Annotated in this window: 20 protein-coding genes and 1 pseudogene; 12 read left to right on the top strand and 9 right to left on the bottom strand. The window is 61.6% G+C overall.

What is annotated here, in order from left to right; translation table 11 throughout:
* Positions 1-19 precede the first annotated feature (19 nt).
* Positions 20-1,579, bottom strand: coding sequence for a sigma-54-dependent transcriptional regulator (locus tag MKS85_RS05860; protein ID WP_076385858.1), 1,560 nt, complete (start codon positions 1,577-1,579; stop codon positions 20-22).
* On the opposite strand from MKS85_RS05860, the gene MKS85_RS05855 reads away from it, so the two are divergent.
* From MKS85_RS05855 to MKS85_RS05840, 4 genes are all read left to right on the top strand, one after another.
* Complete coding sequence (locus tag MKS85_RS05855) at positions 1,578-1,769, top strand: hypothetical protein (RefSeq protein WP_188251127.1); 192 nt, start codon at positions 1,578-1,580, stop codon at positions 1,767-1,769. The genes MKS85_RS05860 and MKS85_RS05855 overlap by 2 nt on opposite strands.
* A gap of 147 nt (positions 1,770-1,916) precedes the next feature.
* Complete coding sequence (gene phhA / locus MKS85_RS05850) at positions 1,917-2,702, top strand: phenylalanine 4-monooxygenase (RefSeq protein WP_047226214.1); 786 nt, start codon at positions 1,917-1,919, stop codon at positions 2,700-2,702.
* A 99-nt stretch (positions 2,703-2,801) separates the two neighbouring features.
* Positions 2,802-3,158 carry a 4a-hydroxytetrahydrobiopterin dehydratase gene (locus MKS85_RS05845; protein ID WP_003184087.1) on the top strand — a complete coding sequence of 119 codons (357 nt, stop codon included), beginning with the start codon at positions 2,802-2,804 and terminating at the stop codon, positions 3,156-3,158.
* Positions 3,158-4,351, top strand: a complete 1,194-nt coding sequence (locus tag MKS85_RS05840; protein ID WP_076385860.1) for an amino acid aminotransferase — start codon at positions 3,158-3,160, stop codon at positions 4,349-4,351. The genes MKS85_RS05845 and MKS85_RS05840 overlap by 1 nt, the downstream gene beginning before the upstream one ends.
* 97 nt (positions 4,352-4,448) lie before the next feature.
* Here the strand turns inward: MKS85_RS05840 and MKS85_RS05835 are convergent, their stop codons facing one another.
* Positions 4,449-5,018, bottom strand: a complete 570-nt coding sequence (locus tag MKS85_RS05835; protein ID WP_139050839.1) for an NAD(P)H nitroreductase — start codon at positions 5,016-5,018, stop codon at positions 4,449-4,451.
* A gap of 183 nt (positions 5,019-5,201) precedes the next feature.
* Between MKS85_RS05835 and MKS85_RS05830 the strand changes: the two genes are divergently transcribed.
* Positions 5,202-6,656 (top strand): TrkH family potassium uptake protein, encoded by a 1,455-nt coding sequence (locus MKS85_RS05830; protein ID WP_076385864.1) that lies wholly within the window; start codon positions 5,202-5,204, stop codon positions 6,654-6,656.
* Here the strand turns inward: MKS85_RS05830 and MKS85_RS05825 are convergent.
* Positions 6,613-7,669, bottom strand: a pseudogene (locus tag MKS85_RS05825) (AraC family transcriptional regulator). The gene MKS85_RS05830 and the pseudogene MKS85_RS05825 overlap by 44 nt on opposite strands.
* A 161-nt stretch (positions 7,670-7,830) precedes the next feature.
* On the opposite strand from MKS85_RS05825, the gene MKS85_RS05820 reads away from it, so the two are divergent.
* Together MKS85_RS05820 and MKS85_RS05815 are read left to right on the top strand one after the other, a co-directional pair.
* Positions 7,831-8,142 carry a DUF962 domain-containing protein gene (locus MKS85_RS05820; RefSeq protein ID WP_047226210.1) on the top strand — a complete coding sequence of 104 codons (312 nt, stop codon included), beginning with the start codon at positions 7,831-7,833 and terminating at the stop codon, positions 8,140-8,142.
* 20 nt (positions 8,143-8,162) lie between these two features.
* A complete protein-coding gene (locus MKS85_RS05815; protein ID WP_188251126.1) occupies positions 8,163-8,753 on the top strand; it encodes an HD domain-containing protein in 591 nt (196 codons plus the stop codon).
* Between the two features lie 123 nt (positions 8,754-8,876).
* Here the strand turns inward: MKS85_RS05815 and MKS85_RS05810 are convergent, their stop codons facing one another.
* On the bottom strand, positions 8,877-9,695 hold the full coding sequence (locus tag MKS85_RS05810) for a UDP-2,3-diacylglucosamine diphosphatase (protein WP_047226208.1): 819 nt from the start codon (positions 9,693-9,695) through the stop codon (positions 8,877-8,879).
* Between the two features lie 134 nt (positions 9,696-9,829).
* On the opposite strand from MKS85_RS05810, the gene MKS85_RS05805 reads away from it, so the two are divergent.
* A complete protein-coding gene (locus tag MKS85_RS05805; protein ID WP_076385868.1) occupies positions 9,830-10,579 on the top strand; it encodes an AraC family transcriptional regulator in 750 nt (249 codons plus the stop codon).
* Positions 10,580-10,671: 92 nt separating this feature from the next.
* On the top strand, positions 10,672-11,565 hold the full coding sequence (locus MKS85_RS05800; RefSeq protein ID WP_188251125.1) for a DMT family transporter: 894 nt from the start codon (positions 10,672-10,674) through the stop codon (positions 11,563-11,565).
* On the opposite strand, the gene MKS85_RS05795 is transcribed toward MKS85_RS05800, so the two are convergent.
* Positions 11,559-11,846, bottom strand: coding sequence for a SelT/SelW/SelH family protein (locus tag MKS85_RS05795; RefSeq protein WP_047226205.1), 288 nt, complete (start codon positions 11,844-11,846; stop codon positions 11,559-11,561). The genes MKS85_RS05800 and MKS85_RS05795 overlap by 7 nt on opposite strands.
* A 71-nt stretch (positions 11,847-11,917) precedes the next feature.
* Here MKS85_RS05795 and MKS85_RS05790 point away from each other — a divergent pair, with 71 nt between their 5' ends.
* Complete coding sequence (locus tag MKS85_RS05790) at positions 11,918-14,119, top strand: patatin-like phospholipase family protein (RefSeq protein WP_188251124.1); 2,202 nt, start codon at positions 11,918-11,920, stop codon at positions 14,117-14,119.
* Between the two features lie 126 nt (positions 14,120-14,245).
* Here the strand turns inward: MKS85_RS05790 and MKS85_RS05785 are convergent, their stop codons facing one another.
* From MKS85_RS05785 to recQ, 3 genes are all read right to left on the bottom strand, one after another.
* The gene (locus MKS85_RS05785; protein WP_310662769.1) at positions 14,246-16,171 is read right to left on the bottom strand and encodes a FimV/HubP family polar landmark protein; all 1,926 of its coding nucleotides are present in this window, start codon (positions 16,169-16,171) and stop codon (positions 14,246-14,248) included.
* A gap of 93 nt (positions 16,172-16,264) precedes the next feature.
* Entirely contained in the window at positions 16,265-16,699 is a 435-nt protein-coding gene (locus tag MKS85_RS05780) for a MarR family transcriptional regulator (protein ID WP_047226202.1), read from the bottom strand.
* Positions 16,700-16,817: 118 nt separating this feature from the next.
* Positions 16,818-18,944, bottom strand: coding sequence for a DNA helicase RecQ (gene recQ / locus MKS85_RS05775; RefSeq protein ID WP_139050842.1), 2,127 nt, complete (start codon positions 18,942-18,944; stop codon positions 16,818-16,820).
* Between the two features lie 420 nt (positions 18,945-19,364).
* Here recQ and MKS85_RS05770 point away from each other — a divergent pair, with 420 nt between their 5' ends.
* Entirely contained in the window at positions 19,365-19,952 is a 588-nt protein-coding gene (locus tag MKS85_RS05770) for a YecA family protein (RefSeq protein WP_047226200.1), read from the top strand.
* An 8-nt stretch (positions 19,953-19,960) separates the two neighbouring features.
* The gene (locus tag MKS85_RS05765; RefSeq protein ID WP_188251122.1) at positions 19,961-20,356 is read left to right on the top strand and encodes a YbaN family protein; all 396 of its coding nucleotides are present in this window, start codon (positions 19,961-19,963) and stop codon (positions 20,354-20,356) included.
* 128 nt (positions 20,357-20,484) lie between these two features.
* Here MKS85_RS05765 and MKS85_RS05760 read toward each other — a convergent pair.
* A partial coding sequence (locus MKS85_RS05760) for a type I secretion C-terminal target domain-containing protein (RefSeq protein WP_310662768.1) occupies positions 20,485-23,763 on the bottom strand: 3,279 nt, incomplete at its 5' end.

Raw genomic sequence — 23,763 nt, 5'->3', positions numbered from 1 at the left:
CACAACAGGTAAGCAACTATTATGAGCCGGCCTTACCCACCTCATACTCACGCAACTTATTGGCAATGGTGGTATGGGAAACCCCCAGCCGCTTGCCCAGTTGCCGGCTGCTGGGGTGTTCGGAATACAGCCGCTCCAACACGGCTTTCTCGAATCGCCCGACGATGTCGTCCAGCCCACCCTCCAGGGAAAAGTCCCCCAGAGGCTGACGCACGCCGTAGTCCGGCAGACGGATATGCTCGGCTTTCACCGTTGCGCCATCACACAGGGAGACAGCCTGGAACAGCACGTTCTCCAACTGCCGAACGTTGCCTGGCCAGTGGTAGTGGCTGAGACGGTCCATCGCCGCCGGGGCCAGTTTCGGTAGCGCACAACCAATCTGCCGACTGGCCTGGTCAAGAAAATGCTCCACCAGCGGCATCAAGCCATCGAGGCATTCGCGCAGGGGCGGGATGTGCAGCGAAAGGACGTTCAAACGGTGGTACAGATCCTGACGAAATTCCCCTCGGGCGCAGAGCTCAGACAAATCCACCTGGGTCGCACAGATCACCCTGACATCCAGGTACACCTCTTCATCGCTGCCTACACGACGGAAGCAACCGTCCTGCAAAAAGCGCAGCAATTTCACTTGCAGGCGCGGGCTCATTTCCCCTACCCCGTCGAGGAACAACGTGCCTCCGGCGGTCAGTTCGAGCAAACCGAGCTTGCCTTCGGCCCGGGCCCCCTCGAAAGCACCGGGGCCGTAGCCGAACAGTTCGGTCTCGGCCATGGATTCGGGCAACCCCGCACAGTTGAGTGCCATCAACGGTGACTGCCCGCGCGGACTCGCCAGGTGACAGGCGCGAGCCAGCAACTCTTTGCCAGTGCCGGTTTCGCCTTCTATCAACAGCGGCGCATCCAGTGGCGCCATGCGCCGGGCTTCCCGGACGACCGCCGCCATCACCTTCGAACTCTGGAAAATGCTGTCGAAGCCGCGCAGTTCCTGCTTGCGCACGTTATAAATGCGCTCGCCAACCCGGTCCGCCCGATGCAACGTCAGCACCGCACCGGCCATGGCCTCGCTGTCGTCGTGCTCCGATTGCAGTGGCGCGATGTCCGCCAGAAACACATCGCCCCTGACCTTGACCCGCAAACCGTTGATGCGTGACTGATTGGCGCGCACCAGCTCCGGCAGGTCAAAATCCTCGGCGTACCGGGACAGTGGAATCCCCGGCACTTCGTCCACTCGCACCCCGAGCAACTGCGCCGCAGCCCGGTTGGCGGCGACGATGGAACCGCCCATGTCGATGGACAGCACCGGAAACTCCAGGGCGCCGAGCAGCGCGTTGAGCTCCATGTGCCGACGTTCACTGGGCATCAACCCCACCCGCTTGACGCCGAAGACCCCGGCAATGCCTTCGAACTTCGGGCGAAGCGCCTGAAACTGGATGTTGATCAGATTCGGGCAGTGCAGATAAATGGCATTGCCGTGCTCACCGCCCACTTCCCCGCGGGCGACGTTGATGCCGTACTCCACCAACAGGTTGAGGATGTCTCGCAGGATGCCGATGCGGTTCTGGCAATGGACTTTGATGCGCATGAAAAGGCCCGATATCGATGTGTATGCAAGCATGGGAGAGCGGGCTGCTTCGCCGCCCAGCGGGAGCAAGCTCCCTCGCCACAAGTTTTTTCTGCGTGGCAGCGCAAATAAACGTCAAGATTATGTGACAGTTGTAGGCCATTTCCCAGTCGAAAAACCCGACAATATCGAAGAACAGCTGGAGCCGTAACGAAAACTTTACGAAACCACACCTTTATCGCGATACCCACTCTTGCCTGCCTGCTGCACACATCCCTGCTTCGGGTTATCTCTAATGCATCGCTGGACATAACAACAAACAAGCCGTCCCCCAGAGGGAAATCAGCAGGAGAGCAGCATGAAGCAGACGCAATACGTGGCCCGCGAGCCCGATGCGCAAGGTTTTATTCACTACACCGCCGAAGAACACGCGGTGTGGAACACGCTGATCACCCGCCAGCTCAAAGTCATCGAAGGCCGTGCGTGCCAGGAGTACCTGGACGGTATCGACAAGCTGGGCCTGCCCCACGACCGTATTCCGCAATTGGGTGAAATCAACAAGGTGTTGGGTGAAACCACCGGTTGGCAAGTGGCCCGGGTACCAGCGCTGATCCCCTTCCAGACCTTTTTTGAATTGCTCGCCAGCAAGCAGTTTCCCGTCGCGACGTTTATTCGTACCCGCGAAGAACTGGATTACCTGCAAGAGCCGGACATTTTCCACGAGATATTTGGCCACTGCCCGCTGCTGACCAACCCCTGGTTTGCAGAATTTACCCACACCTACGGCAAACTCGGCCTACAGGCTTCCAAGGAAGAACGCGTCTACCTGGCGCGCTTGTACTGGATGACCATTGAGTTCGGCCTGGTGCAAACCCCGCAAGGCCGACGCATCTACGGTGGCGGCATCCTGTCTTCGCCCAAGGAAACTGTTTACTGCCTGTCGGACGAGCCGGAGCATCAAGCCTTCGATCCGCTGGAAGCCATGCGCACGCCGTATCGCATCGACATCCTGCAGCCGGTGTATTTCGTGCTCCCCGAGCTCAAGCGCCTGTTCGACCTGGCCCACGAAGACATCATGGGCATGGTCAAGCGCGGTCGCGAACTGGGCCTGCACGCTCCGAAATTTCCGCCAAAAGCTGCGTGAACCGCGTCTTTTAATCTCAATTGAGTCTGTTGCACAACGCGGCTTTGCTTTAGCGTGAGTGCATCGACGTTTTTCAAATATTCGATCCGGGAACACACCATGAACACTCTGAACCAAGCCCATTGCGAAGCCTGCCGCGCCGACGCGCCACAAGTCAGCGACGAAGAACTGCCGGTACTGATCAAGCAGATCCCGGACTGGAACATCGAAGTGCGCGACGGCGTGATGCAGCTGGAAAAAGTCTTCCTGTTCAAGAATTTCAAGCACGCCCTGGCCTTCACCAACGCCGTCGGTGAAATCTCCGAGGCTGAAGGTCATCACCCGGGTCTGCTCACCGAATGGGGCAAAGTCACCGTGACCTGGTGGAGCCACTCCATCAAGGGCTTGCACCGCAACGACTTCATCATGGCCGCCCGCACCGATGACGTGGCCAAGACCGCCGAGGGCCGCAAGTAATGCATTTCGATGCCATCGGCCGGGTGCCCGGCGATCCGATCCTCGGCCTGATGGAGGCTTACGCGGCGGACAGCAATCCGGGCAAGTTCGACCTGGGCGTGGGCGTCTATAAAGACGCCCAAGGCCTGACGCCGATTCTTGCGGCAGTCAAACAGGCCGAGCAGCGCCTGGTGGACCGCCAGAGCACCAAGACCTACATCGGCGGTCATGGCGACGCCGCGTTCGGCCAGTTGATCAATGAACTGGTGCTGGGCGCCGACTCGACGCTGATCAAGGACAAACGTGCCGGTGCGACCCAGACGCCGGGCGGCACCGGCGCCCTGCGCCTGAGTGCCGACTTCATTGCCCAGTGCCTGCCGGGCCGCGGCGTTTGGTTGAGCAACCCGACCTGGCCGATTCACGAAACCATCTTCGCCGCCGCCGGGGTCAAGGCCAGCCATTACCCCTATGTAGGCACCGACAACCGCCTGGATTTCGAAGCGATGCTGGCGACCCTGAGCCAGGCACCCAAGGGCGATGTGGTGTTGCTGCATGCCTGCTGCCATAACCCCACCGGCTTCGACTTGACCCAGGAACAATGGCGCCAGGTGCTGGAAGTGATGCGCAGCCGCAACCTGCTGCCGTTGATCGACTTCGCTTATCAAGGTTTCGGCGATGGGCTGGAGCAGGACGCCTGGGCCGTCCGGCTGTTTGCCCAGGCACTGCCTGAAGTTCTGATCACCAGTTCCTGTTCGAAGAACTTCGGCCTGTACCGCGACCGCACCGGTGCGCTGATCGTCTGCGCCGGCGATGCCGACAAACTGGTGGATATCCGCAGCCAACTGGCGAACATCGCTCGCAACCTGTGGTCGACGCCGCCGGATCATGGCGCGGCGGTAGTGGCGACGATCCTGGGCAACCCGGACCTCAAAAGCCTGTGGGCCGACGAAGTGCAGACCATGCGCCTGCGCATTGCGCAGTTGCGCAGCGGCCTGCTGGAAGCGCTCGAACCCCACGGGTTGCGTGAGCGCTTCGCCCATATCGGCGTGCAACGGGGAATGTTTTCCTACACCGGCCTGACGCCGGAACAGGTCAGGCTCCTGCGCGAACGCCACAGCGTGTACATGGTCGGCACAGGCCGGGCCAACGTGGCAGGCATCGACGCCACGCGCCTGGATTTGCTGGCTGAGGCTATTGCTGACGTGTGCAAGTAACCAGCCTTTGAATAGCTGAACACATCCCCTTGTGGCGAGGGGGATTTATCCCCTCGCCACAGATAAGTCCTTTTCACCACAAGAGCTGCGCCAGACGCTAGACCTGCGGGCCCGTCCACTCCCGGACAAACTGACCGACGTCTTCCTTCGGCGCCGTGCGTGCTTCTTTCTGCGGTGTGCCCAAGTAGAGAAAACCGATCACCTCTTCCCCGTCCTCAAGACCAAGCCCCTTGGCCACATGAGGTGAATACGCCAGCTCACCCGTACGCCAGACTCCGCCCACCCCTTGGGCATACGCCGCCAACAGGATTGCGTGGGCCGCACAGCCGGCCGCCAGCATTTGTTCGGATTTGGGAATCTTGAAATGGTCCTGCAACCGTGCAATCACCACCACGACCAGCGGCGCGCGCAGCGGGCCGTTGAGCGCCTTCTCCACGACGGCCTCGGCTACCAGCGGATCATTGAACCGCGCTGCTTCGGCCAGCAGCTCGCCCATGCGATGACGCGCCTGCCCTTCGACCGTCAGAAAACGCCATGGCCGCAACTGGCCATGATCCGGAGCCCGCATCGCCGCGGCGAACATGACCTCGCGCTGTTCGGCGGTAGGCGCCGGGTCCACCAGGCGCGGGACGGAAACACGGTTGAGCAAAGCGTCGAGAGCCTGCATCGGCCACCTCCTGAAAAAATGTCCAGCTATTCTAGTGGCTTGTACGGCGAGTTCGTTAGCTCAAATTCCGCAACCAGAAGTCCATTACGCAGGCCACTGGCCTCACGCGCCACCGGGTGCCGGTTTACATGCCGCTTGTCGCGGGTAGAATGACGCCCTTCCCTTTCAGCCCGAGCGGACTTCATGGCGTTGCCGACCCTACGGATCATTGGTTTCATCATCGGCATCTTCCTGATCACCCTGGCGATCTTCATGGTCGTGCCCATGGCCACCTTGCTGATCTTCGAGCGCACCAACGACCTGCCATCGTTCCTCTGGTCGAGCATGATCACTTTTGTCGCCGGCCTGGCCCTGATCCTTCCCGGACGCCCGGAACACGTGCATCTGCGGCCCAGGGACATGTACCTGCTGACCGTCAGCAGTTGGCTGGTGGTGTGTATCTTTGCCGCGTTGCCCTTCCTGCTGACCCAGCACATCAGCTACACCGACTCGTTTTTCGAAAGCATGTCCGGGATCACCGCCACCGGCGCCACGGTCCTGAGCGGCCTGGATAACATGTCCCCCGGCATCCTGATGTGGCGGTCGTTGTTGCACTGGCTCGGCGGGATCGGCTTCATTGCGATGGCGGTGGCGATCCTGCCGCTGTTGCGCATCGGTGGCATGAGGCTGTTCCAGACCGAATCCTCCGACCGCTCGGAGAAAGTCATGCCCCGCTCCCACATGGTGGCGCGGCTGATCGTGGCGTCCTATGTAGGCATCACCATTCTCGGCACCCTCGCACTGTGGTGGGCGGGGATGAACCTGTTCGATGCCATCAACCATGCGATGTCGGCGATCTCCACCGGCGGGTTCTCGACGTCGGACAAATCCCTGGCCAAATGGACCGAACCGGCGGTGCATTGGGTCACTATCGTCATCATGATTCTCGGCAGCCTGCCGTTTGCCTTGTACGTCTCGACACTGCGGGGCAATCGCCGGGCGCTGATCAAGGACCAACAGGTCCAAGGCCTGCTGGCGGTGCTGCTGGTGACCTGGGTGGTACTGGGCACCTGGTATTGGGCGACAACCGACCTGCACTGGCTGGAGGCCCTGCGGCATGTGGCGTTGAACGTGACGTCGATCGTCACCACCACAGGCTTCGCGCTGGGAGACTACAGCCTGTGGGGCAATTTCTCGCTGATGTTGTTCTTCTACCTGGGTTTCGTCGGCGGCTGTTCCGGTTCGACGGCCGGCGGGATCAAGATCTTCCGCTTCCAGGTTGCCTACATCCTGCTCAGGGCCAACCTCAAGCAATTGATCCACCCGCGCGCGGTGATCAAGCAGAAATACAACGGCCACCGCCTCGACGAAGAAATCGTACGCTCGATTCTCACCTTCTCATTCTTCTTCGCCATCACCATCTGCGTGATCGCCCTGCTGCTCTCGCTATTGGGCGTGGAATGGATGACCGCCCTGACCGGCGCGGCCAGCACCGTGTCCGGCGTCGGCCCGGGACTGGGAGAGACCATCGGCCCGGCCGGCAACTTTGCGCCGCTGCCGGATGCGGCCAAGTGGATTCTGTCGGCTGGCATGCTGCTGGGCCGACTGGAGATCATCACCGTGTTCGTGCTGTGTATCCCGGCGTTCTGGCGTCACTGACCGGGCTGGCCGTTTGACCGCGCCCGGTATTCGCCGGGCGTTGTGTCGAACCAGCGTCGAAAGGCCCGGAAAAAATTGCTCGGGTCGGCGAAGCCCAGCAGATAGGCGATTTCCAGCAGGGTCAGGGCCGGCTGCGCCAGATACTGTTCGGCCAGTTCGCGGCGGGTATCATCGAGCAAGCTCTGGAACGTGGTGCCCTCTTCCTGCAAGCGTCGCTGCAAGGTGCGCTGGGACAGGTGCAGCGTCTGCGCCACCACGTCACGCTTAGGCTCGCCCCGTGGCAGCAGCCGGCACAACACTTGCCGGGTCTGGTGGGTCACGCGGCTTTCGGAAAAACGCGCCAGGTATTCACCGGCAAACCGGTCGTGGAGCTGCGCCATGGCCTCGTTGGCGGTGGGTAACGGTGCTTCCATGTCACTACGTTCGAAGATCAACGCGTCGTAAGGTGCGCCGAACATCAGTGGCGCGGGAAACGCCTGTTGATAAGGCGCCAGATCAACCGGTTCGGCGCCCTGGAACAGCACCTTCATCGGGTGCAGGGTGCGTCCGGTCAACCAGTTGCACATGGCCAGCGCACAAGCCAGGGAAGCCTCGGCACTCTGGCGGGTGGGCGGGAGATGGTCGCCATGCACTGTCAGAACCAACCCGTAGCCCCCCTCCATCTGACGAAAGCTCAGGTCGGCGCTTTCAGCGATGATCCGCTGATAACGCACGAGCCGCTGGAAACCTTCGACCAGCGTGCGGCTGGACATCAAGGCATACCCGACCACGTGAAACGACGCCGGGCGCACCACTTTACCCATGTTCAAGGCGATGGCCGGGTTGCCCGACAACTCCACGGCGCGTTGCCAGAGTCGGGTCATCGAATCCTGGGGGAAACGTGCATCCGGATCTTCCAGCGCGTCATAGTCCAGCCCCAGCTGTTTGAACAGCATCCGACAATCCAGGCCGTCCATTTCCAGTGCCTTGACAATCCCCATCGCCCAGCTTGAAGAAGTCGTTCGTTCGCTCATGACGTTTTACTTGCATGACGAGCCGCAGGGTACGGCTGGATTTGCGAAGGATACTAAAGTGGCGCCCATTGTCACTGGTCGTTGCAAGTGATCGCTCTAGACTTCAATCAAACCGTTGGTCGCCCAGAACCAACAGAACAATAACCACAGAGCCCGCAGTCGTGGAAAACACCAGACGCTTCAATACGTTCGCTGAGTTTTACCCTTATTACCTCAGCGAACACAGCAACAGCACCTGCCGGCGCTTGCACTTTATCGGCACCTCCCTGGTCATCCTGATTGTTGCCCTGGCTCTGATCGTCGGCAACGGCTGGTGGCTGATCGTCTTGCCCATTGCCGGCTACGGCTTTGCCTGGGTCGGGCATTTCTTCTTTGAAAAGAACCGTCCCGCCACGTTCCAGCACCCGTTCTACAGCCTGCTCGGCGATTTCGTCATGTACCGCGACATGCTGCGGGGCAAAGTTGCGTTCTAGCCACTCTCAAAGGACTGCCCATGAACTCCCACGCGCGCTTTACCCACATGAAGGACGGTACTGAGGAAGACTGGGCAATCATCGCTGCCGACTTCAGCGCCTATGCCCGGCAATTACCGGGTCGAATCCTGACCCATTTGAAGTTGCTGGACGGCGATTTCGGCGGTTTTCCGGTGGATCGCCTGACCCATTCCCTGCAAACCGCCACCCGCGCCTATCGTGACGGACGGGACGAGGAATATGTGATCTGCGCCTTGCTTCACGACATCGGCGACACCTTGGGCAGCTACAACCACCCGGACATTGCCGCCGCCATCCTCAAGCCGTTCGTCAGCGCCGAAAACCTGTGGATGGTGGAGAAACACGGGATATTCCAGGGCTATTACTTCTTCCATCACCTGGGCATGGACCGGCACCTGCGCGAGCAATTCAAAGCGCATCCCCAATACCAGGCGACCATTGATTTCTGCGCCCGATACGACGCCGCGGCGTTCGATGCCGAGTACGACACCCTGCCGTTGAGTTTCTTCGAGCCGATGCTGGAAAGGCTGTTTGCCGCACCGAAGCAGTCGATCTACAAGGCGGCGATGGCTGAACAGGTTCAAGCCTGACTGATTGCTGGGATCGCTATGCGGTCCATCGCGGGCAAGCCTTGCTCCCACAGGTAGTGCTTGCTCTCGCAGGCTGTGAATACCTGTGGGAGCAAGGCTTGCCCGCGATGGCGTCAGATCGGCTCACGCCGGTTCGGTGACTTTCAACTCAGCCCGGATCAACGCCTCCCGCGCCTGGGCATCGGCCAACCGATACAACTCGATCGAGCCGTCCCAATGCTCGATCAGCGCCGTGCACGACTCGACCCAATCGCCACAATTGAGATACTCCACCTCGCCCACCCTGCGCATCTCGGCATGGTGGATGTGTCCGCACACCACACCGTGCAGTTCACGCTTCACACATTCATGGGCGATGGCTTCTTCGAAGTCGCTGATGAAGCTGACCGCCGTCTTGACCTTGTGCTTGAGGTACGCCGACAACGACCAGTAACCGTAGCCATAACGGGCCCGCCAATGGTTGAGCCAGCGGTTCAGGGTCAGGGTGAACTCGTAGGCCGAATCGCCAAGGAATGCCAGCCAACGGTGGTACCGGGTGATGACATCGAACTGATCGCCATGGATCACCAGCAAATGCCGGCCGTCCGCGGTGACGTGCACCGCTTCGTCCACCAATTGGATATTGCCCAGGATCAGCTTCGAATATCGCCGCAGAAATTCGTCATGGTTACCGGTGACGTAGATCACCTCGGTGCCGCGCTTGCTCATGGTCAGCAAGCGGCGAATGACGTTGGTGTGAGCCTGTGGCCAGTACATGCCGCCGCGCAGCTTCCAGCCGTCGATGATGTCACCCACCAGGTAGATCTTGTCGGTATGGTAGCCCTTGAGAAACTGCGACAAATGCTCGGCCTGGCAGTCCCGGGTGCCCAGGTGCACATCGGAAATCCATAAGGTGCGAACACGCTGTTTGCGGCTGGGTCTGGCGAGCTCGGCGCTGGTCATGGGCAACCCTCTGATCGTTTTAGCCACTGTGCCTTCCTGCGGTTAATACCCCATGACAAACACAAGTCCGTTACATGACAGCGCGAAGCAGCGTGGCCTCGGTGTATGCTGACGGCCTGCCCCGGGAGACCGAGATGAGACCGACCCTGACGCTACGCCATTACAGCCACGACCTGATTGTCCACAGCCACGACCACGCCCAACTGGTGTTCGGGTTGTCCGGGCTGTTGGATTTCGAGGTCGAAGGTTGTGGCAGCCAGGTCGTGCAGCAGAGTTTCGTGGTGATACCCGCCGGTGCCCATCACGCCTGCGGCAGCCCCCGTGGCAGCCGTTGCCTGGTGCTGGATGTGCCGAGCGATGATTGGATCGGGCAAGCCTTGGGTGATCACGCCGACGCCAGCCGCCGATTGCTCGACAATGCCGCGCGCAGGCCCCTGGATGCGGGGCAAAGCCAGTTGGTCAGCTGGCTGGCGGGCAGCCCGGTGGACGACCCGGTGATCGCCCAACAAGGGGCCGTGCTGCTCCTGGCCAGCCTCAATGGCACTGGCCAGGACATCGTCGGCGGCCGGCGCCTGCCCTATGCGGCGCTCAACGCCCACATTGACCAGTACGCCGCCTATCCGCTGCAAGTGGCGGACCTGGCCCAGGTCGCCGGGCTCTCCAGTGCCCGCTTGCATGCACGCTTCGTCGCCGAATGCGGGCAAACCCCGATGGACTACATCCGCAGTCGCCGTCTACACAAGGCGGTGGACCTGCTGCGTGATTCGCAACTGCCCATCGGTGAAATCGCCCACCGGGTCGGTTATAGCTCGCAAAGCGCCTTTGCCGCCGCAGTGCTGCGCGAATTCGGCGCCTCACCGGGCAAGCTGCGGCGCCAGCGCTAGCTTCGCGCTAAAAAACGCGAGGATCGCGACAGACATGAACGGCCGGTAGCGGGTTCAATACCCAGACGCTCAACCGTTGGACAAGGATCGCAATGACTCCCCGTACCGCCCTCGGCGCCCTGCACATTGGCGCACTCATGTTTGGCCTGACCGGTGTATTCGGCAAGCTCGCCGCCGCCTCGCCAGCGGTCATTGTGTTCGGCCGCGCCGTATTCGCCGTGCTGGCCCTGGCGTTTTTTGCCCGCTTCGCCAGCAGCGCCCGCTGGCACAAGCTCCACGCACAGGACCTTCGACGCCTGCTGCTGGGCGGCCTATTGCTCGCCGGGCACTGGGTGAGCTTCTTCATATCGGTCAAAGTCGCCGGTGTGGCAATCGCCACGTTGGGCTTTACCAGCTTCCCGGCCTTCACGGTGCTGCTCGAAGGGTTGATTTTCCGCGAGCGGATCCGTGCCAATGAAATCCTGTTGGTGGCAATGGTAAGCATCGGCCTGGTGCTGGTCACACCGCACTTCGACCTGGCCAGCGGCGCCACCACCGGCCTGCTGTGGGCCGTGCTTTCGGGGTTGCTGTTCTCGCTGCTTTCGCTGGTCAACCGCGCCGGTTCCACACGGGTGCCGCCGGTACAGGCCGCTTTGTGCCAGAACCTGGTGGTCGGCTTTTGCCTGTTGCCAATGGCAGCGCCGCAACTGATTGACGTGCGCCCTGTCGACTGGCTGTGGATCGCCCTGCTGGGGGTGTTCTGCACCGGCCTGGCCCATAGCCTGTTTGTCGCCAGCCTGGCGGTGATCAAGGCCCGCACGGCGGCGGTGGTGTTTGCCATGGAACCGGTCTACGGCATCACCATCGCCTGGTTGCTATTCGATGAAAACCCGACGTTGCGCATGCTGCTGGGTGGCGCGCTGATCATCGTCGCGATCGTGATGTCGAGCCAACTCAGTGGCGGCACAAAGAAACCGGGTGTAAGCGCCCAAGCCGCGCCTCACTGAACCCGGTCGTTGTGGCCCAGGTCCCGCTCCGGGTCGATCCGGTCGCGGACCCGCTGCTTGAGAACCTTGGCCTCGGGAAAACCACCATCGGCCTTGCGTTCCCAGATCTGCGTGCCGTCGCAACTGATATGAAACACCCCACCGGTGCCCGGCACCAACGACACCTTGCCCAAGTCGTCGCTAAACGTGCTGAGCAGTTCCTGAGCCAGCCAGGCGGCGCGCAGCAGCCACTGACATTGCGTGCAATAGGTGATGACGACTTCCGGCTTGTGCTCGGTCATTGCGGGTGAACTCCTGGGGGCAAAGGCATCGCTATAATACCTGCCTTTGATTGCCCGCCCCGAGATTGACGATGCGCCGCCTGCTGCCTTGCCTGCTTCTGCTACTGCTGCCCCTGCTCGTTCATGCCAACGAGCCCGCCGTCGAGGCGCCGCGTCCGAAAATCGGCCTGGTACTGTCCGGCGGCGCCGCCCGGGGCCTGGCCCACATCGGGGTGCTCAAGGCCCTGGAAGAACAAGGCATCCAGATCGACGCCATCGCGGGCACCAGCATGGGCGCAGTGATCGGTGGGCTGTATGCCTCGGGTTACAAAATCGACGAGCTGGAAAAACTCGCCCTGGGCATCGACTGGCAACAGGCCCTGTCCGACGCTCCGCCGCGCAAGGACGTACCGTTCCGGCGCAAGCAGGACGATCGGGACTTTCTGGTGAAACAGAAACTCAGCTTTCGTGATGACGGCAGCCTCGGCCTGCCCTTGGGCGTTATCCAGGGGCAGAACCTGGCCCTGCTGCTTGAAAGCCTGCTGGCCCACGCCAGCGACACCCGGGACTTCGACAAACTGCCAATCCCTTTCCGCGCCGTGGCGACCGACATCGCCAGTGGCGAGAAGGTGGTGTTTCGCAAGGGCCACCTGCCCAAGGTCATCCGCGCCAGCATGTCGATCCCGGCGGTATTCGCGCCGGTGGAACTGGACGGCCGGTTGCTGGTGGATGGCGGCATGACCGACAACATCCCGCTGGATGTGGCCCGGGAAATGGGCGTGGACAGGGCCATCGTGGTGGACATCGGCACCCCGCTGAGCACCCGCAAGCAATTGGTCACCGTGATCGACGTCCTGAACCAGTCGACCACCCTGATGACCCGGCGCAACTCAGAAGAACAATTGGCAACGCTCAGAGAAGACGATGTGCTGATCCAGCCGGCGCTGGCGAGCTTCGGCGCCACAGACTTCGGCCGCGCCCAGGAAATGATCGACGCCGGTTACCGTGCCACCCAAATACTCGAGGCCCGCCTGGCGCACCTGCGCCCCACGGAGCCGGCCGACCCCGAGCTCATGGCGGCGCGTACCCCAAGCGAGCGCACGCCGGTCATCACCGCCATTCGTGTGGAGAATGACTCCAAAGTCGGTGACGACGTGATTCGCTATTACGTTCGCCAGCAAGTCGGCGAGCCGCTGGACCTGGGTCGTTTGCAGACCGATATGGGCACGTTGTACGGGCTGGATTACTTCGAGCAGGTGCAGTACCGCGTAGTGCACAAGGCCCCGGACCATACGCTGGTCATCAGTGCCCGGGGCAAACGCACCGGCACCGATTACCTGCGGCTGGGGTTGAGCCTGTCGGACGACATGCGCGGCGACAGCGCTTTCAACCTTGGCGCCAGCTATCGGGTCAATGGCATCAATCGCCTCGGCGCCGAGTGGCTGACCCGGGCACAGATTGGCGACAAGCAGGAGCTGTACAGCGAGTTCTACCAGCCGCTGGATGTCGGCTCGCGCTACTTCATCGCACCCTACGGGCAATTCGAATCCCGCAACGTCGAGTCCATCCTGGACAACGACCCGGTGGCCCAGTACCGCGTCGAACGTTATGGCTTTGGCCTGAACCTGGGCCGGCAGATTGGCAACAGCGGCGAAATCCGTTTCGGTGTCGGCCAAGCCTGGGGCGAGGCAGATGTACGCATTGGCGATCACGACCAGCCCAGCGAAAGTTTCAATGAAGGCTTCTACGACCTGAAGTATTCATTCGACTCCTTCGACAATGTGTACTTCCCCCATGAAGGCGAAGACATCGGCCTGACCTGGCGCCAGTATGAGCCAGGATTGGGTTCCGACCAGCGTTACCGCCAATGGGAACTCAATCTGGACAAGGCGCTGAGCCACGGCCCGGACACCTTCATCCTCGGCGGGCGTTACGGGCGTACCCTGGACACCGCTGAAGTGGTGACCTCAAGCTTTGTCCTCGGTGGTGCGCGGCAACTGTCGGGCTTTCGCGAAGACGGCATCTCCGGGCAGAACATGAGCCTGATGCGCGCTGTGTATTACCGAAGGCTCACACCGCGAGCCTACCTGCCGCTGGATTTCCCGCTGTACATCGGCGGCTCCCTGGAACGCGGCCGGGCGTGGAACAACGACAATGAGTTCGACAGCGGCTACATCAATGCCGCCAGTATTTTCCTGGGGTTTGATACGCCGTTGGGGCCACTGAATTTCAGCTATGGGTTTAACGATGATGATGAGCGGGCGGTGTATCTGAATCTGGGGCAGACGTTTTGATGGCCCTGTATCCGCAGCAGCCCCCACATTGGTTTCGTGTCGTTCGCGGGCTTGGCGTTCACCGTCAATCCCCTGTGGGAGCGAGCCTGCTCGCGAAGGGGCCAGCAGGCTCACCAATAAAGGACTTCAGCGAATCCCCGCCAGGAGCACGCGCGCGGTTTGCCTGAGAGGTTCGTTGCCCTCTTCGAGCAACTCTTCCAGCAGTGCGACGGCGGTTTTCAGATCGCCATCGTCAATGCAGTTCTGCGCCTGCTCCAGCTTGTCGGAGTGTTCCGGTACCTGAGGCTCTTGGCGGACAGGTTCGAGGGCCATCGGCTCCAGTTCCAGGGACTGTTCTTCATCAGCAAACCCGTCGAGAAATGCATCGTCCAGCGATTCGGTTTCAGACGGTGCGCTCCACTGCAGGTCCGGCGCGTCGAAACTCGAAAGCGACAAGTCCCCAAAGCCTTCGGACGCAACAGGTGTTTTTTCAGTGGCGCTGTGCTGCGGTTCGGCAAGATCCCAACTGGTTTCCATGGACAGCGCATCCAGATCGAGTTCGAACTCGTCACTGGACTCAGGGGCGACGTCAGTCAGCGGCGGCTGAGGTTCTGTGACCATGGGCGCGGCCACCGCGGCGACCTTCGGATAACGCCCGCGGATTTCTTCGAGTGTGCTGACGTCAATGCCCTGCGCCAACAAATGATGTTCCTGGGCCTGGAAACCGATGGTATCGCCCTGCTTGCCCAGCACTTCCAGCAACTTGAGGCCCAGGTCGGTGCGCGCGGGCTCTGTCAGCAGCGCGGCGCGCAGCAATCCCGCCGCTTCGGTGAAACGACCGTAGGTCAGGTAAATCCCGACCCCTTCCAGCACGTCCCCCAAAGGTGCATCACCGTTACTGAACGACGTGGCGGCCTCAGGCTGTTCCGTGTCGGCGGTCGAAGCGTAGGTTTGGGTGTCGTCTTCAAGCATCGGTTCAGGACGCTCGGGCAGGGGCTCCATTTCCGCCTGTTCTTGCTGCCGTCGACGAAGAAACAGCAATAACCCGAGCAACCCCAACAGCCCCACCAGCGCCGTTATCCACAACCAGTTAATACCCTCCTCTGGTTCCGGGACCGGTTCTGTGACGGGTGGTGCTTGATCTGGCGGCGCGGGGGTTGCGGCAGGCACAGACTCCGGCTGCGCAGATTCAGCAGGGGCTGGCGTGAGCTCGGCCAGTTGTGTCTGCAACTCGCTGATCTGCTTGCGCTGACTCGCGATTTCTTCGTCCTGGGATTGGAGCAGCGCCTGCAGTTGCTCGATGGTTTTTTGTTGCTGCTCGTTTTGCAGCACGCTGGCGGCCAGTTGCTCGTCGGACACGGCGGAGGCCGGGACGGCAGCCGTTTCTGCCGCTGATGGCAGCACCGCAGAATCGGGCAGCAATAAACGCTGGCCCACGGAAAGCCGGTCACTGCCGGGGTTCAGGGCCTGGATGCCCTGCATCAGCTCATTGACCGAAGCATTGCTGCCGGCGTCATGCAGTCGTTTGGCGATGGACCAGGGGTTGTCTCCCTGCACGACGGTATAGCGCTTGCCTTGAGTAGCCGCAGGCGGCTTGATCGCAGGCGTTGCCTGGGCCGCGGCGGAAGGCTCGTCCCGCGCCGGTACGATACCCGGCGTGCCCGGCGGGTCGATCAGCACGGTGTATTCGCGCAGCAGACGCCCGTTGGGTTGATTGAGCTGCACCAGGAAATTGAGGAAGGGTTCCTCCACCGGTTTGCTGGAGGTCACCCGAATGTAGCCGCGCTCGCCGCGCAGCACTGGCGTGAAGCGCAAGCTATTGAGATAGAACACCCGCTCCACGCCGGCACGGCTGAAATCGTCCGCGCTCGCCAGGCTGGCCGACAAATCGCTTTCACTTACCCCGGTCACATCGACCAGAGCGATATCGGCACGCAACGGCTGATTCAGGGCGGAATGGAGGGTGATCTCCCCAAGCCCCAGCGCCGATGCCAACGCCGAATACCCCATGGCTGCCACAACTACCAACACGTTGAGCCAACTGCGCAACGTGCACTGCAAACTTACAAGCATGGGCATCCCTTTTGATTACCAGACTGAGCGCCTAAGTACTGGTTATAGTTCGCGAACCGCCGAATCTCAAAAGTCTGATGCCTGGGATATGCCTCAGGATTTTTCCAGATTGGCCAGAATCGTGCCATGGACCCGCATGCACACGCGCATGTCGGCTTCATCGACCCCCTCGAACAACTCACGGCGCAGTTGCGTGGCAATGGTTTCGATCTGTTCGATCAGCGGCAGCGCCGGTGCACAAAGCACGATTTTCTTGGCACGACGATCCTCGGCCACGGCCTGACGCTGCACCAGGCCCTGAGCTTCCAGGCTGTCGAGCAACCGGGCCAGGGTCGGGCCTTCGACAGCGACACTCTGGGCCAGTTCGCGCTGGGTCGGCGCCTGTTCGAAACGGGCCAGGTGCAACAGCACCAGCCAGCGGGCCTGAGACAGACCCAACCCGGCCAGGCGACGATCCAGCTCGGCACGCCAGCCTCGAGACATTTGCGCCAACTGCATGCCAAAACGGTGTTGATCGGTTAACGGCATAAAAAAACTCATCAGATCTGAAATAGAGAAAAACTAATTATTAGTCAGCTAAGCATGAGCTTCGGATTCAGGCAAGGTTTACCCTGTAGTGAATCGTTAAAGGAAGGTAACTCACTGATCAGACTTCAAATTCCGACTGCAACGCAGCCCTGACACAATACAGGACACCTTCCGGAACCCGACCGACAAACAGTGCTGCGACTTCCGACACCGCTGGCAACTCGCCTTCGCCGTCCAGAAACGCATCCTGCACCTCGCCCATCAATTCCTCGGGTAAATCCAACGCCTGCTCCAAAGACAACTGCTGCTTGCCGATGGCCTCGGCCAGCATCGTATAAACGTTCTTTTCCGAGCATTGCAGTTGTCCGGCAATCTGCAACGGGGTCATGCCGGCGCGGGCCAGGGTGATCAATTCGTGACGAACATCGGCCACCGCTTTCGGCGCCTCGACCTCGCCGCCCAGCACTTGGAGGAAGGCTTCGCCGTAACGCTCCAGCTTGCGCGCGCCCACGCCACTGACCCGGGCCATTTCCGCCAGGGAGGTGGGTTGGCTGCGGAGCATTTCCAGCAGCGTCGAGTCGGGGAAGATCACATACGGCGGCACGCCATGCTCTTCGGCCAGCTTGCGACGCAAGGCGCGCAAGGCTTCCCACTGGTCGCGCTCTTCGCCGCGCACCAGTTGGCTGGCCTGGCTCTTGCTGTTCTTGATCGCCGTTGCCGGCTTGAGATCACGGCGCAGTTCAAGGGAGACCTCGCCTTTGAGCAACGGCCGGCAACTCGCACTCAGGCGCAGGCCGCCGTAGCCTTCCAGGTCGATATCGGCCAACCCGCGGGCCACGAGCTGGCGGAACAATGAACGCCATTCACTTTCCGTGCGTGCCTTGCCCACACCGAACACCGAAAGATGCTGGTGGCCAAAACTGCGCACCTTTTCGTTGTCCTTGCCCAGCAACACGTCCACCAGATGCCCCACGCCATAGCGCTGGCCGGTGCGATAAATCGCCGACAACGCCTGGCGGGCCGGTTCGGTGGCGTCCCAGGTTTCCACGCCGTCGACGCAGTTGTCGCAATGTCCGCAAGGCTGGGGCATGTCTTCGTCGAAATAGGCCAGCAAGGTCTGGCGCCGGCAGCGGGTCTCTTCGCACAGCGAAAGCATGGCGTCGAGCTTGTGCTGCTCAAGACGCTTGTGGCGCTCGTCGCCCTCGGAGTTCTGCAGCATCTGCTTGAGCATCACCACGTCTTGCAGGCCGTAGGCCATCCACGCGTCGGCCGGCAAGCCATCACGGCCGGCGCGCCCGGTTTCCTGGTAATACGCCTCGAGGGATTTGGGCAGGTCCAGGTGCGCGACGAAACGCACGTTGGGCTTGTCGATGCCCATGCCAAACGCCACGGTGGCCACCATGATCAGGCCTTCCTCATTGAGGAAGCGTTTCTGATGATAGGCCCGCAAGTCATTGGGCAGGCCGGCGTGATACGGCAACGCCGGAAAACCTTGTTCGCAGAGAAACGCCGCCACTTCATCGACCTTTTTGCGCGACAGGCAATAAACGATGCCGGCATCGCTGCGCCGCTCGGCAATAAACGCCAGCAACTGCTTGCGCGGCTGCTCCTTGGGCACGATGCGATAGAAAATGTTGGGGCGGTCGAAGCTGGAAAGGAAGCGCTCGGCGTTCTGCAAATGCAGGCGATCGACGATTTCTTCGCGGGTGCGTTTGTCGGCGGTGGCGGTCAGGGCGATGCGTGGCACGTCGGGAAACAGTTCGGCCAGTTGCCCCAGTTGCAGGTATTCACGGCGGAAGTCGTGGCCCCATTGGGACACACAGTGGGCTTCGTCGATGGCAAACAGAGCGATTTCCAGGCTCTGCAGGAAGGCCAGCATGCGCGGCTGCACCAGGCGTTCCGGGGCCAGGTAGAGCATTTTTATTTCACCGCGCTTGATTCGCGCCGCCAGGTCCCGTTGCTGCTCGGCGCTGAGGGTCGAGTTCAGCGAAGCGGCTGCAACCCCCAGCTCTTCAAGGGTCGCGACCTGGTCGTCCATCAACGCAATCAGCGGCGAGACCACTACCGCCAGGCCGTTGCGCAACAGCGCCGGCACCTGGAAGCACAACGATTTGCCGCCGCCGGTGGGCATCAGCACCAGGGCATCGCCACCGCTGGCCACGCGCTCAATAATGGCACCCTGGCGGCCACGAAAACTGTCGTAGCCGAAGATGTCCTTGAGGACGCGTTGAGCCTGTTCGAGCATAAAAACTCCAAAAATCACCGAAACATCCCTGCAAGGCTGGTTCAGAATCAAAAACGCTGCACCGGCAAATCGTAAGTGCGCGTTTCGAAACGCCGGGACGCCGCAGGGCATCACAAAACGCGGCAGTATACCCGAGGGTTTCGTTGTAAAGGGTGATGCTGACAAGAGGTGTCCGGGGTCTTCCGGTTGCCATCAGTCCCTGTGGGAGCGAGCCTGCTCGCGATGACATCGGCCCATTCAACATCAATGCAAGCTGCTCCACCGCTATCGCGAGCAGGCTCGCTCCCACATTTGATCTGTGGGCGAGCGCAAATTTGTGTCCACCCCGGGCATTGGAGAGGCAAATACACCACGCGGCTGGCCTGGGCGCTCAAGAAGGCCTAGAATTCCCGCATTGTTTATTCCCCAAGGTAGCCTGTAATGTCCTTCGCTGAGCAACTGACCCGCCTGCAAGTCTTCCTCGACGCCGATGAGCTGCACGAAGAGGCGCTGGATTACGTGGCCGCTCACGGCTACCTGACCGCCCTGTCCATCTGCTCCGAACAGGTGCCGGAGCGTGAGTGGATCGACGCGCTGTTCGCCGAAGAGCCGCATTACGCCGACGATGCCGAGCGTGAGGTCATCGAAACCACGCTGGTGTTGCTCAAGGCCCACATCGCCCGTCAGTTGGCTTCCGACGAAGAATTCGAATTGCCATGCGAGCTGGACCTGGGCGATGACCCGGACGATTCGGAACTGCGTGGCTGGTGCATCGGTTTCATGGAAGGCGTGTTCCTGCGCGAAGCCGCCTGGTTCGAAACCGCCGAGGAAGAAGTCAGCGAAATGCTGCTGCCGATCATGGTCGGTTCCGGTCTGTTCGACGAGCAACCGGAGTTTTCCGACATCGCCGCCGACGCGAACCTGATGGACGACATGATCGTGCAGATCCCTGAAGCCCTCACCGCCCTGTACCTGCTGTGCAACGCCCCGGACGAGAAACCGGCGATCCTCAAGCCGCGCCACCACTGAGCCACCGGGTGCCCGCGCCCATCGGCAACCGCTCGCTGATCCTGCGCTACGCCCTGCTGGCCATTGGCTGGTTGAGCGTGGTGCTGGGGGTCATCGGGATCTTCATTCCCGTATTGCCCACTACCCCTTTCCTGCTACTGGCCGCGGCCTGCTTCGCCCGCAGCTCGCCACGCTTCTATCGCTGGCTGGTGGGCCATCCGCGGCTCGGGCCCTGGATCGCTGACTACCTCAGCGGCAACGGCATCCCGCTCAAGGGCAAGGTCTACGCCATCGGCCTGATGTGGGTGAGCATCCTCCTGTCCTGCTACCTGGTGCCCCTGCCGTGGGCGCGCGCATTCATGCTGACCAGTGCGGTACTGGTGACGGTTTATATCCTCAAGCAAAAAACCCTGCATAAGCCCTGAAGTCGGCGCGAAGCTCCCTCGCCACAGGAGTATGGATGTCCTTCACCCGAAAAGCGTGCATCCCCTCAAAAACACAAAACCCGCCATATCCTATTTGAACATGACGGGTTTTGTTGTTTCAGGTCACCTCACACGGTGTCCACCTTCAACGAGTGATCATTCAACATTCCGTTGATGATGGTCGCCGTATCCGCGCCGGCGATCATGCCGTCCACGCCCGGTGTGACGCCGTAGTAGCTGGCGAGGTTGACGCCGGCCAGATCGATGGTCTGGTTCGGCGCGGCGCCGGCCGTGGAGCTGACGTCGATGCTGGTCATGACCGACGCACCACTGCCGGTGACGCTGAAGTGCAGGTAGTCGTCCAGGGACGCGCTGCTGCCGTTCTCCCCCAGCAACAGTTGCGACAGGTCGAGTTTGTCGAGACCTGGAGTGAAGTCCGTGACCAGGTCATGGCCGCTGTTGCCCACCTGCCATTGGAAGGTATCAGCGCCGCTGCCTCCGGTCAGGGTGTTGTTGCCCAGGCCTCCGATCAACACGTCATCGCCACCACCGCCATTGAGCACGTCGTCGCCCAGGCCGCCGTTGATGCGGTTGCTGGCACTATCGCCGGTGAGGGTGTCGTTGAAGTTCGAGCCGACCAGGTTTTCGATGCCCGCCAGGGTGTCGATGCCGGCGCCCACGGTGTTTTGCGCGGCTAACAGACCCAGGTTCACCGTAACCCCGGCACTGGCGTGGGCGTAGCTGGCGGTGTCGTTGCCGGTGCCACCGTCGAGCAGGTCGTTGCCGGCGCCGCTGTAGAGCAAGTCGTTGCCCGCCTCGCCATGCAAGGCGTTGTTGCCCGAACCGGCGCTGAGTATGTCGTTGCCGTCGCCCGCGTTGAGGATGTTGTCCCCCTCGCCGGCGATCAGCACGTCGTCCCCTGTCGTACCCGTCAGGGTGTGGCCTGCCTGATAGCTGATGCCGACCGCTGCGCTGTCGCTGCCACCGTGATTGTCGCTGGCGGTGTAGCTGCCGTGGTAATCCGGCGTGCTGTCCTGGGCGCCGGCGTAGTTGACGGTCAAGGTCAGTTGGTAGTTTTCCGCGCCGTTGGGGTTGCCACCACTGCCATTGGCGATGTTGGTGACGTGGATCTGGTAGTTGCCATCCGCCGCCGCGGTGAACGAGGCACCGTCGGTGATCGCGATGAAAGGCCCGCCGTTGAGGGAGTACTCCAGGGCGATCCGTCCGGCCGCCAGGTTGTGGTCCAGGGTGAGGGTTTCCCCCTGCTTGAGGCTGATGTTGAGCCGGTCTTCATCGTTGGTGTTGTGGTTGGACACCATCCCCAGTGCGCCGCTGACCACCAGCACCGCGGTCATGGTCGCGGCATTGGCGACAAAAGCGCCGCGGTTGAGGTTGATCGACTGCACGTTGTTACCGGTGAAGCTGACCGTGCCGGTACTGCCGGTGAAGTCTGCGCCCCTGGCAACCCAGCCGGTGTTGAAGCCGGTGGGCGACGCCGTGAGCGGGTCGCCGTTGGCGTCGCTGTCGTTGCCCAGCAGCATTTCTCCCGGGATCACGATGTTGCCCGACAGGACGTTGGTGATGATGTTGTCGTCGACTGCCACGGGCGGGCTGTTGGGGAGAACCTTGACCACCAGGCTGGAACTGGCCAGGTCGCCGTCGTGGTCGCTGACAGTGAAGCCGATGGTCTCGGTGATCAATGTGCTGGTGGCGGTCTGGGAGGTGTAGCTGTACTCGCCGGTGTCGAGATTCACCACCAGCGTGCCGTCGTGGTCGGTGGCGATACTCAGCGTGTTGTTGGCCGTGTTGAAGGTGCCATGGTTGGCCCCGCCGCTGGCGGTCAGCGCACCCTGTCCGGCGTTGGCGGCCGGATCGTAGCTGTAGGTGGTGCCATCGACCACCAGGCTTTTGACAAACCCGCCGTCGGCGCCGAACGAGCCGCCCTCGCCCAGCAGGCCGCCAGTGACGGGCACACCCTGCACGGTGCCGGAGAGCACCGAGTTGAGCTGGTTCAGGTCGGTGACCAGCACCGCGTCGGTGTTGGTGTGGGTACTGCCGTCGTAGGCCAGCGGGTCAAGGTGAGTGTCACTGACCCCACCGCCCAGACCGATGGCGTAGTTCTTGATGCCGTTGGCGTCGAGGAATGCTTTCCACGCCGCTTCGTCCGCCGCATCGATCCCCTGGCCCGTCGTGGGCTTGCCGTCGGAGAAGAAATAGCCAATGTTCTGTGCGCCGGTCAGTTGCCCCGAGGTGACAAACGCGGTCTTGGCCGCCGCTACCGCCGCATCGTAGTTGGTCCCACCGCCCGCTGACAGGCCGGAGAGGAGCGACTTGGCGGTCGCCACGTCCACCCACACGGAAGTCTGGTCGGTGGCGCTGCTGCTGAAGGTCACGAGCTGGACTTTCACATCCCCCAGATCGTCGTATTTATCGAGCAAGGCACTGATGGCCTGTTTCGCCAGGTCCAGCCGCGAGAGCCCCGGTACACCCGAGGGGTCGGCCATGCTCCCGGACACATCGAGCACAATCAACAGGTTCGAGTCGATCTCCACCGCCGTCACCGAACGCTCGGACGCGACGGCCGTGGGCACGTCGTCGACGATGCTCACCACCAGGTTGCCGGTGACACTGTTGCCCAAGGCGTCCGTGGCTTGGTAGGTGAAGCTTTCGCTCAATACATTTGGGCCGTCGTTGGCGTTGGGCGCCGTCGTGGCGGGCGAAGTCAGCGTGTAGGTGTACGAGCCATCGGGGTTGAGCAACAACTGGCCGTAGGCGCCGGTGGCGTTGCCCACCAGACTGAACGTCAGCGCACCACTGGCACCGGTCACCGAACCGACCAGGCTACCGCTGGCGGTTTCGCTGGTGGCGCTCGGCTCGCTGCCGGTGACGGTGCCGGGAGCCAGGTCCTGGCCGTCCTGATTCAGGTCCAGGGCTTTTTCGTAGACGGTGATGTCCTGATCGGTTTCGGCGACGAGGCAGCTGTTGTAGACATCAATGGTGATGGTGGTGGTGCTTTCATCGCCGTCGGCATCGCGCACGGTGTAGGTGAATACGTCAGTGGCCCCCGGCGCGCCGACGGCGTCCGGGTTGCTGTGGTAGACCGCGTTGCCATTGGCGTCGAGCGTGAGATAGCCGTAGGTGCCGTTGATCTGGGTGTTGAGACCACCTGTTGCAGGGTTTGAGGTGTCGTTGCCAGCACGTACGCCGATCACTGCGCCACCGTCGGCGCCGAGTACGTCGTTGTCCAGCACATTGCCGCTGACCGTGCCGCCCTCCACTACCGAAGCCAAATCGGCCTGGGCGTTGGGTACGTCGTCAACGATGTTGATAACGATGGTGCTGGTGACGGTATTGCCCAGCGAATCGGTGGCTTGATAGGTAAAGCTTTCACTCAGGACATTCGGACC

Source organism: Pseudomonas sp. JL2 (genome assembly GCF_031570495.1).
Lineage (GTDB): Bacteria > Pseudomonadota > Gammaproteobacteria > Pseudomonadales > Pseudomonadaceae > Aquipseudomonas > Aquipseudomonas rhizophila.
Note: the sequence above shows the minus strand (reverse complement) of the source record. Positions and strands in the feature narration are given on the sequence as shown.

What these genes read in the sequence shown, in the direction of transcription:
- MKS85_RS05855 (WP_188251127.1), top strand. Translation starts at nt 1,578, where the DNA reads ATGAAAAGGCCCGATATCGATGTGTATGCAAGCATGGGAGAGCGGGCT.
- MKS85_RS05860 (WP_076385858.1), bottom strand. Translation starts at nt 1,579, where the DNA reads ATGCGCATCAAAGTCCATTGCCAGAACCGCATCGGCATCCTGCGAGAC.
- phhA (WP_047226214.1), top strand. Translation starts at nt 1,917, where the DNA reads ATGAAGCAGACGCAATACGTGGCCCGCGAGCCCGATGCGCAAGGTTTT.
- MKS85_RS05845 (WP_003184087.1), top strand. Translation starts at nt 2,802, where the DNA reads ATGAACACTCTGAACCAAGCCCATTGCGAAGCCTGCCGCGCCGACGCG.
- MKS85_RS05840 (WP_076385860.1), top strand. Translation starts at nt 3,158, where the DNA reads ATGCATTTCGATGCCATCGGCCGGGTGCCCGGCGATCCGATCCTCGGC.
- MKS85_RS05835 (WP_139050839.1), bottom strand. Translation starts at nt 5,018, where the DNA reads ATGCAGGCTCTCGACGCTTTGCTCAACCGTGTTTCCGTCCCGCGCCTG.
- MKS85_RS05830 (WP_076385864.1), top strand. Translation starts at nt 5,202, where the DNA reads ATGGCGTTGCCGACCCTACGGATCATTGGTTTCATCATCGGCATCTTC.
- MKS85_RS05815 (WP_188251126.1), top strand. Translation starts at nt 8,163, where the DNA reads ATGAACTCCCACGCGCGCTTTACCCACATGAAGGACGGTACTGAGGAA.
- MKS85_RS05810 (WP_047226208.1), bottom strand. Translation starts at nt 9,695, where the DNA reads ATGACCAGCGCCGAGCTCGCCAGACCCAGCCGCAAACAGCGTGTTCGC.
- MKS85_RS05805 (WP_076385868.1), top strand. Translation starts at nt 9,830, where the DNA reads ATGAGACCGACCCTGACGCTACGCCATTACAGCCACGACCTGATTGTC.
- MKS85_RS05800 (WP_188251125.1), top strand. Translation starts at nt 10,672, where the DNA reads ATGACTCCCCGTACCGCCCTCGGCGCCCTGCACATTGGCGCACTCATG.
- MKS85_RS05795 (WP_047226205.1), bottom strand. Translation starts at nt 11,846, where the DNA reads ATGACCGAGCACAAGCCGGAAGTCGTCATCACCTATTGCACGCAATGT.
- MKS85_RS05790 (WP_188251124.1), top strand. Translation starts at nt 11,918, where the DNA reads ATGCGCCGCCTGCTGCCTTGCCTGCTTCTGCTACTGCTGCCCCTGCTC.
- MKS85_RS05785 (WP_310662769.1), bottom strand. Translation starts at nt 16,171, where the DNA reads ATGCTTGTAAGTTTGCAGTGCACGTTGCGCAGTTGGCTCAACGTGTTG.
- MKS85_RS05780 (WP_047226202.1), bottom strand. Translation starts at nt 16,699, where the DNA reads ATGCCGTTAACCGATCAACACCGTTTTGGCATGCAGTTGGCGCAAATG.
- recQ (WP_139050842.1), bottom strand. Translation starts at nt 18,944, where the DNA reads ATGCTCGAACAGGCTCAACGCGTCCTCAAGGACATCTTCGGCTACGAC.
- MKS85_RS05770 (WP_047226200.1), top strand. Translation starts at nt 19,365, where the DNA reads ATGTCCTTCGCTGAGCAACTGACCCGCCTGCAAGTCTTCCTCGACGCC.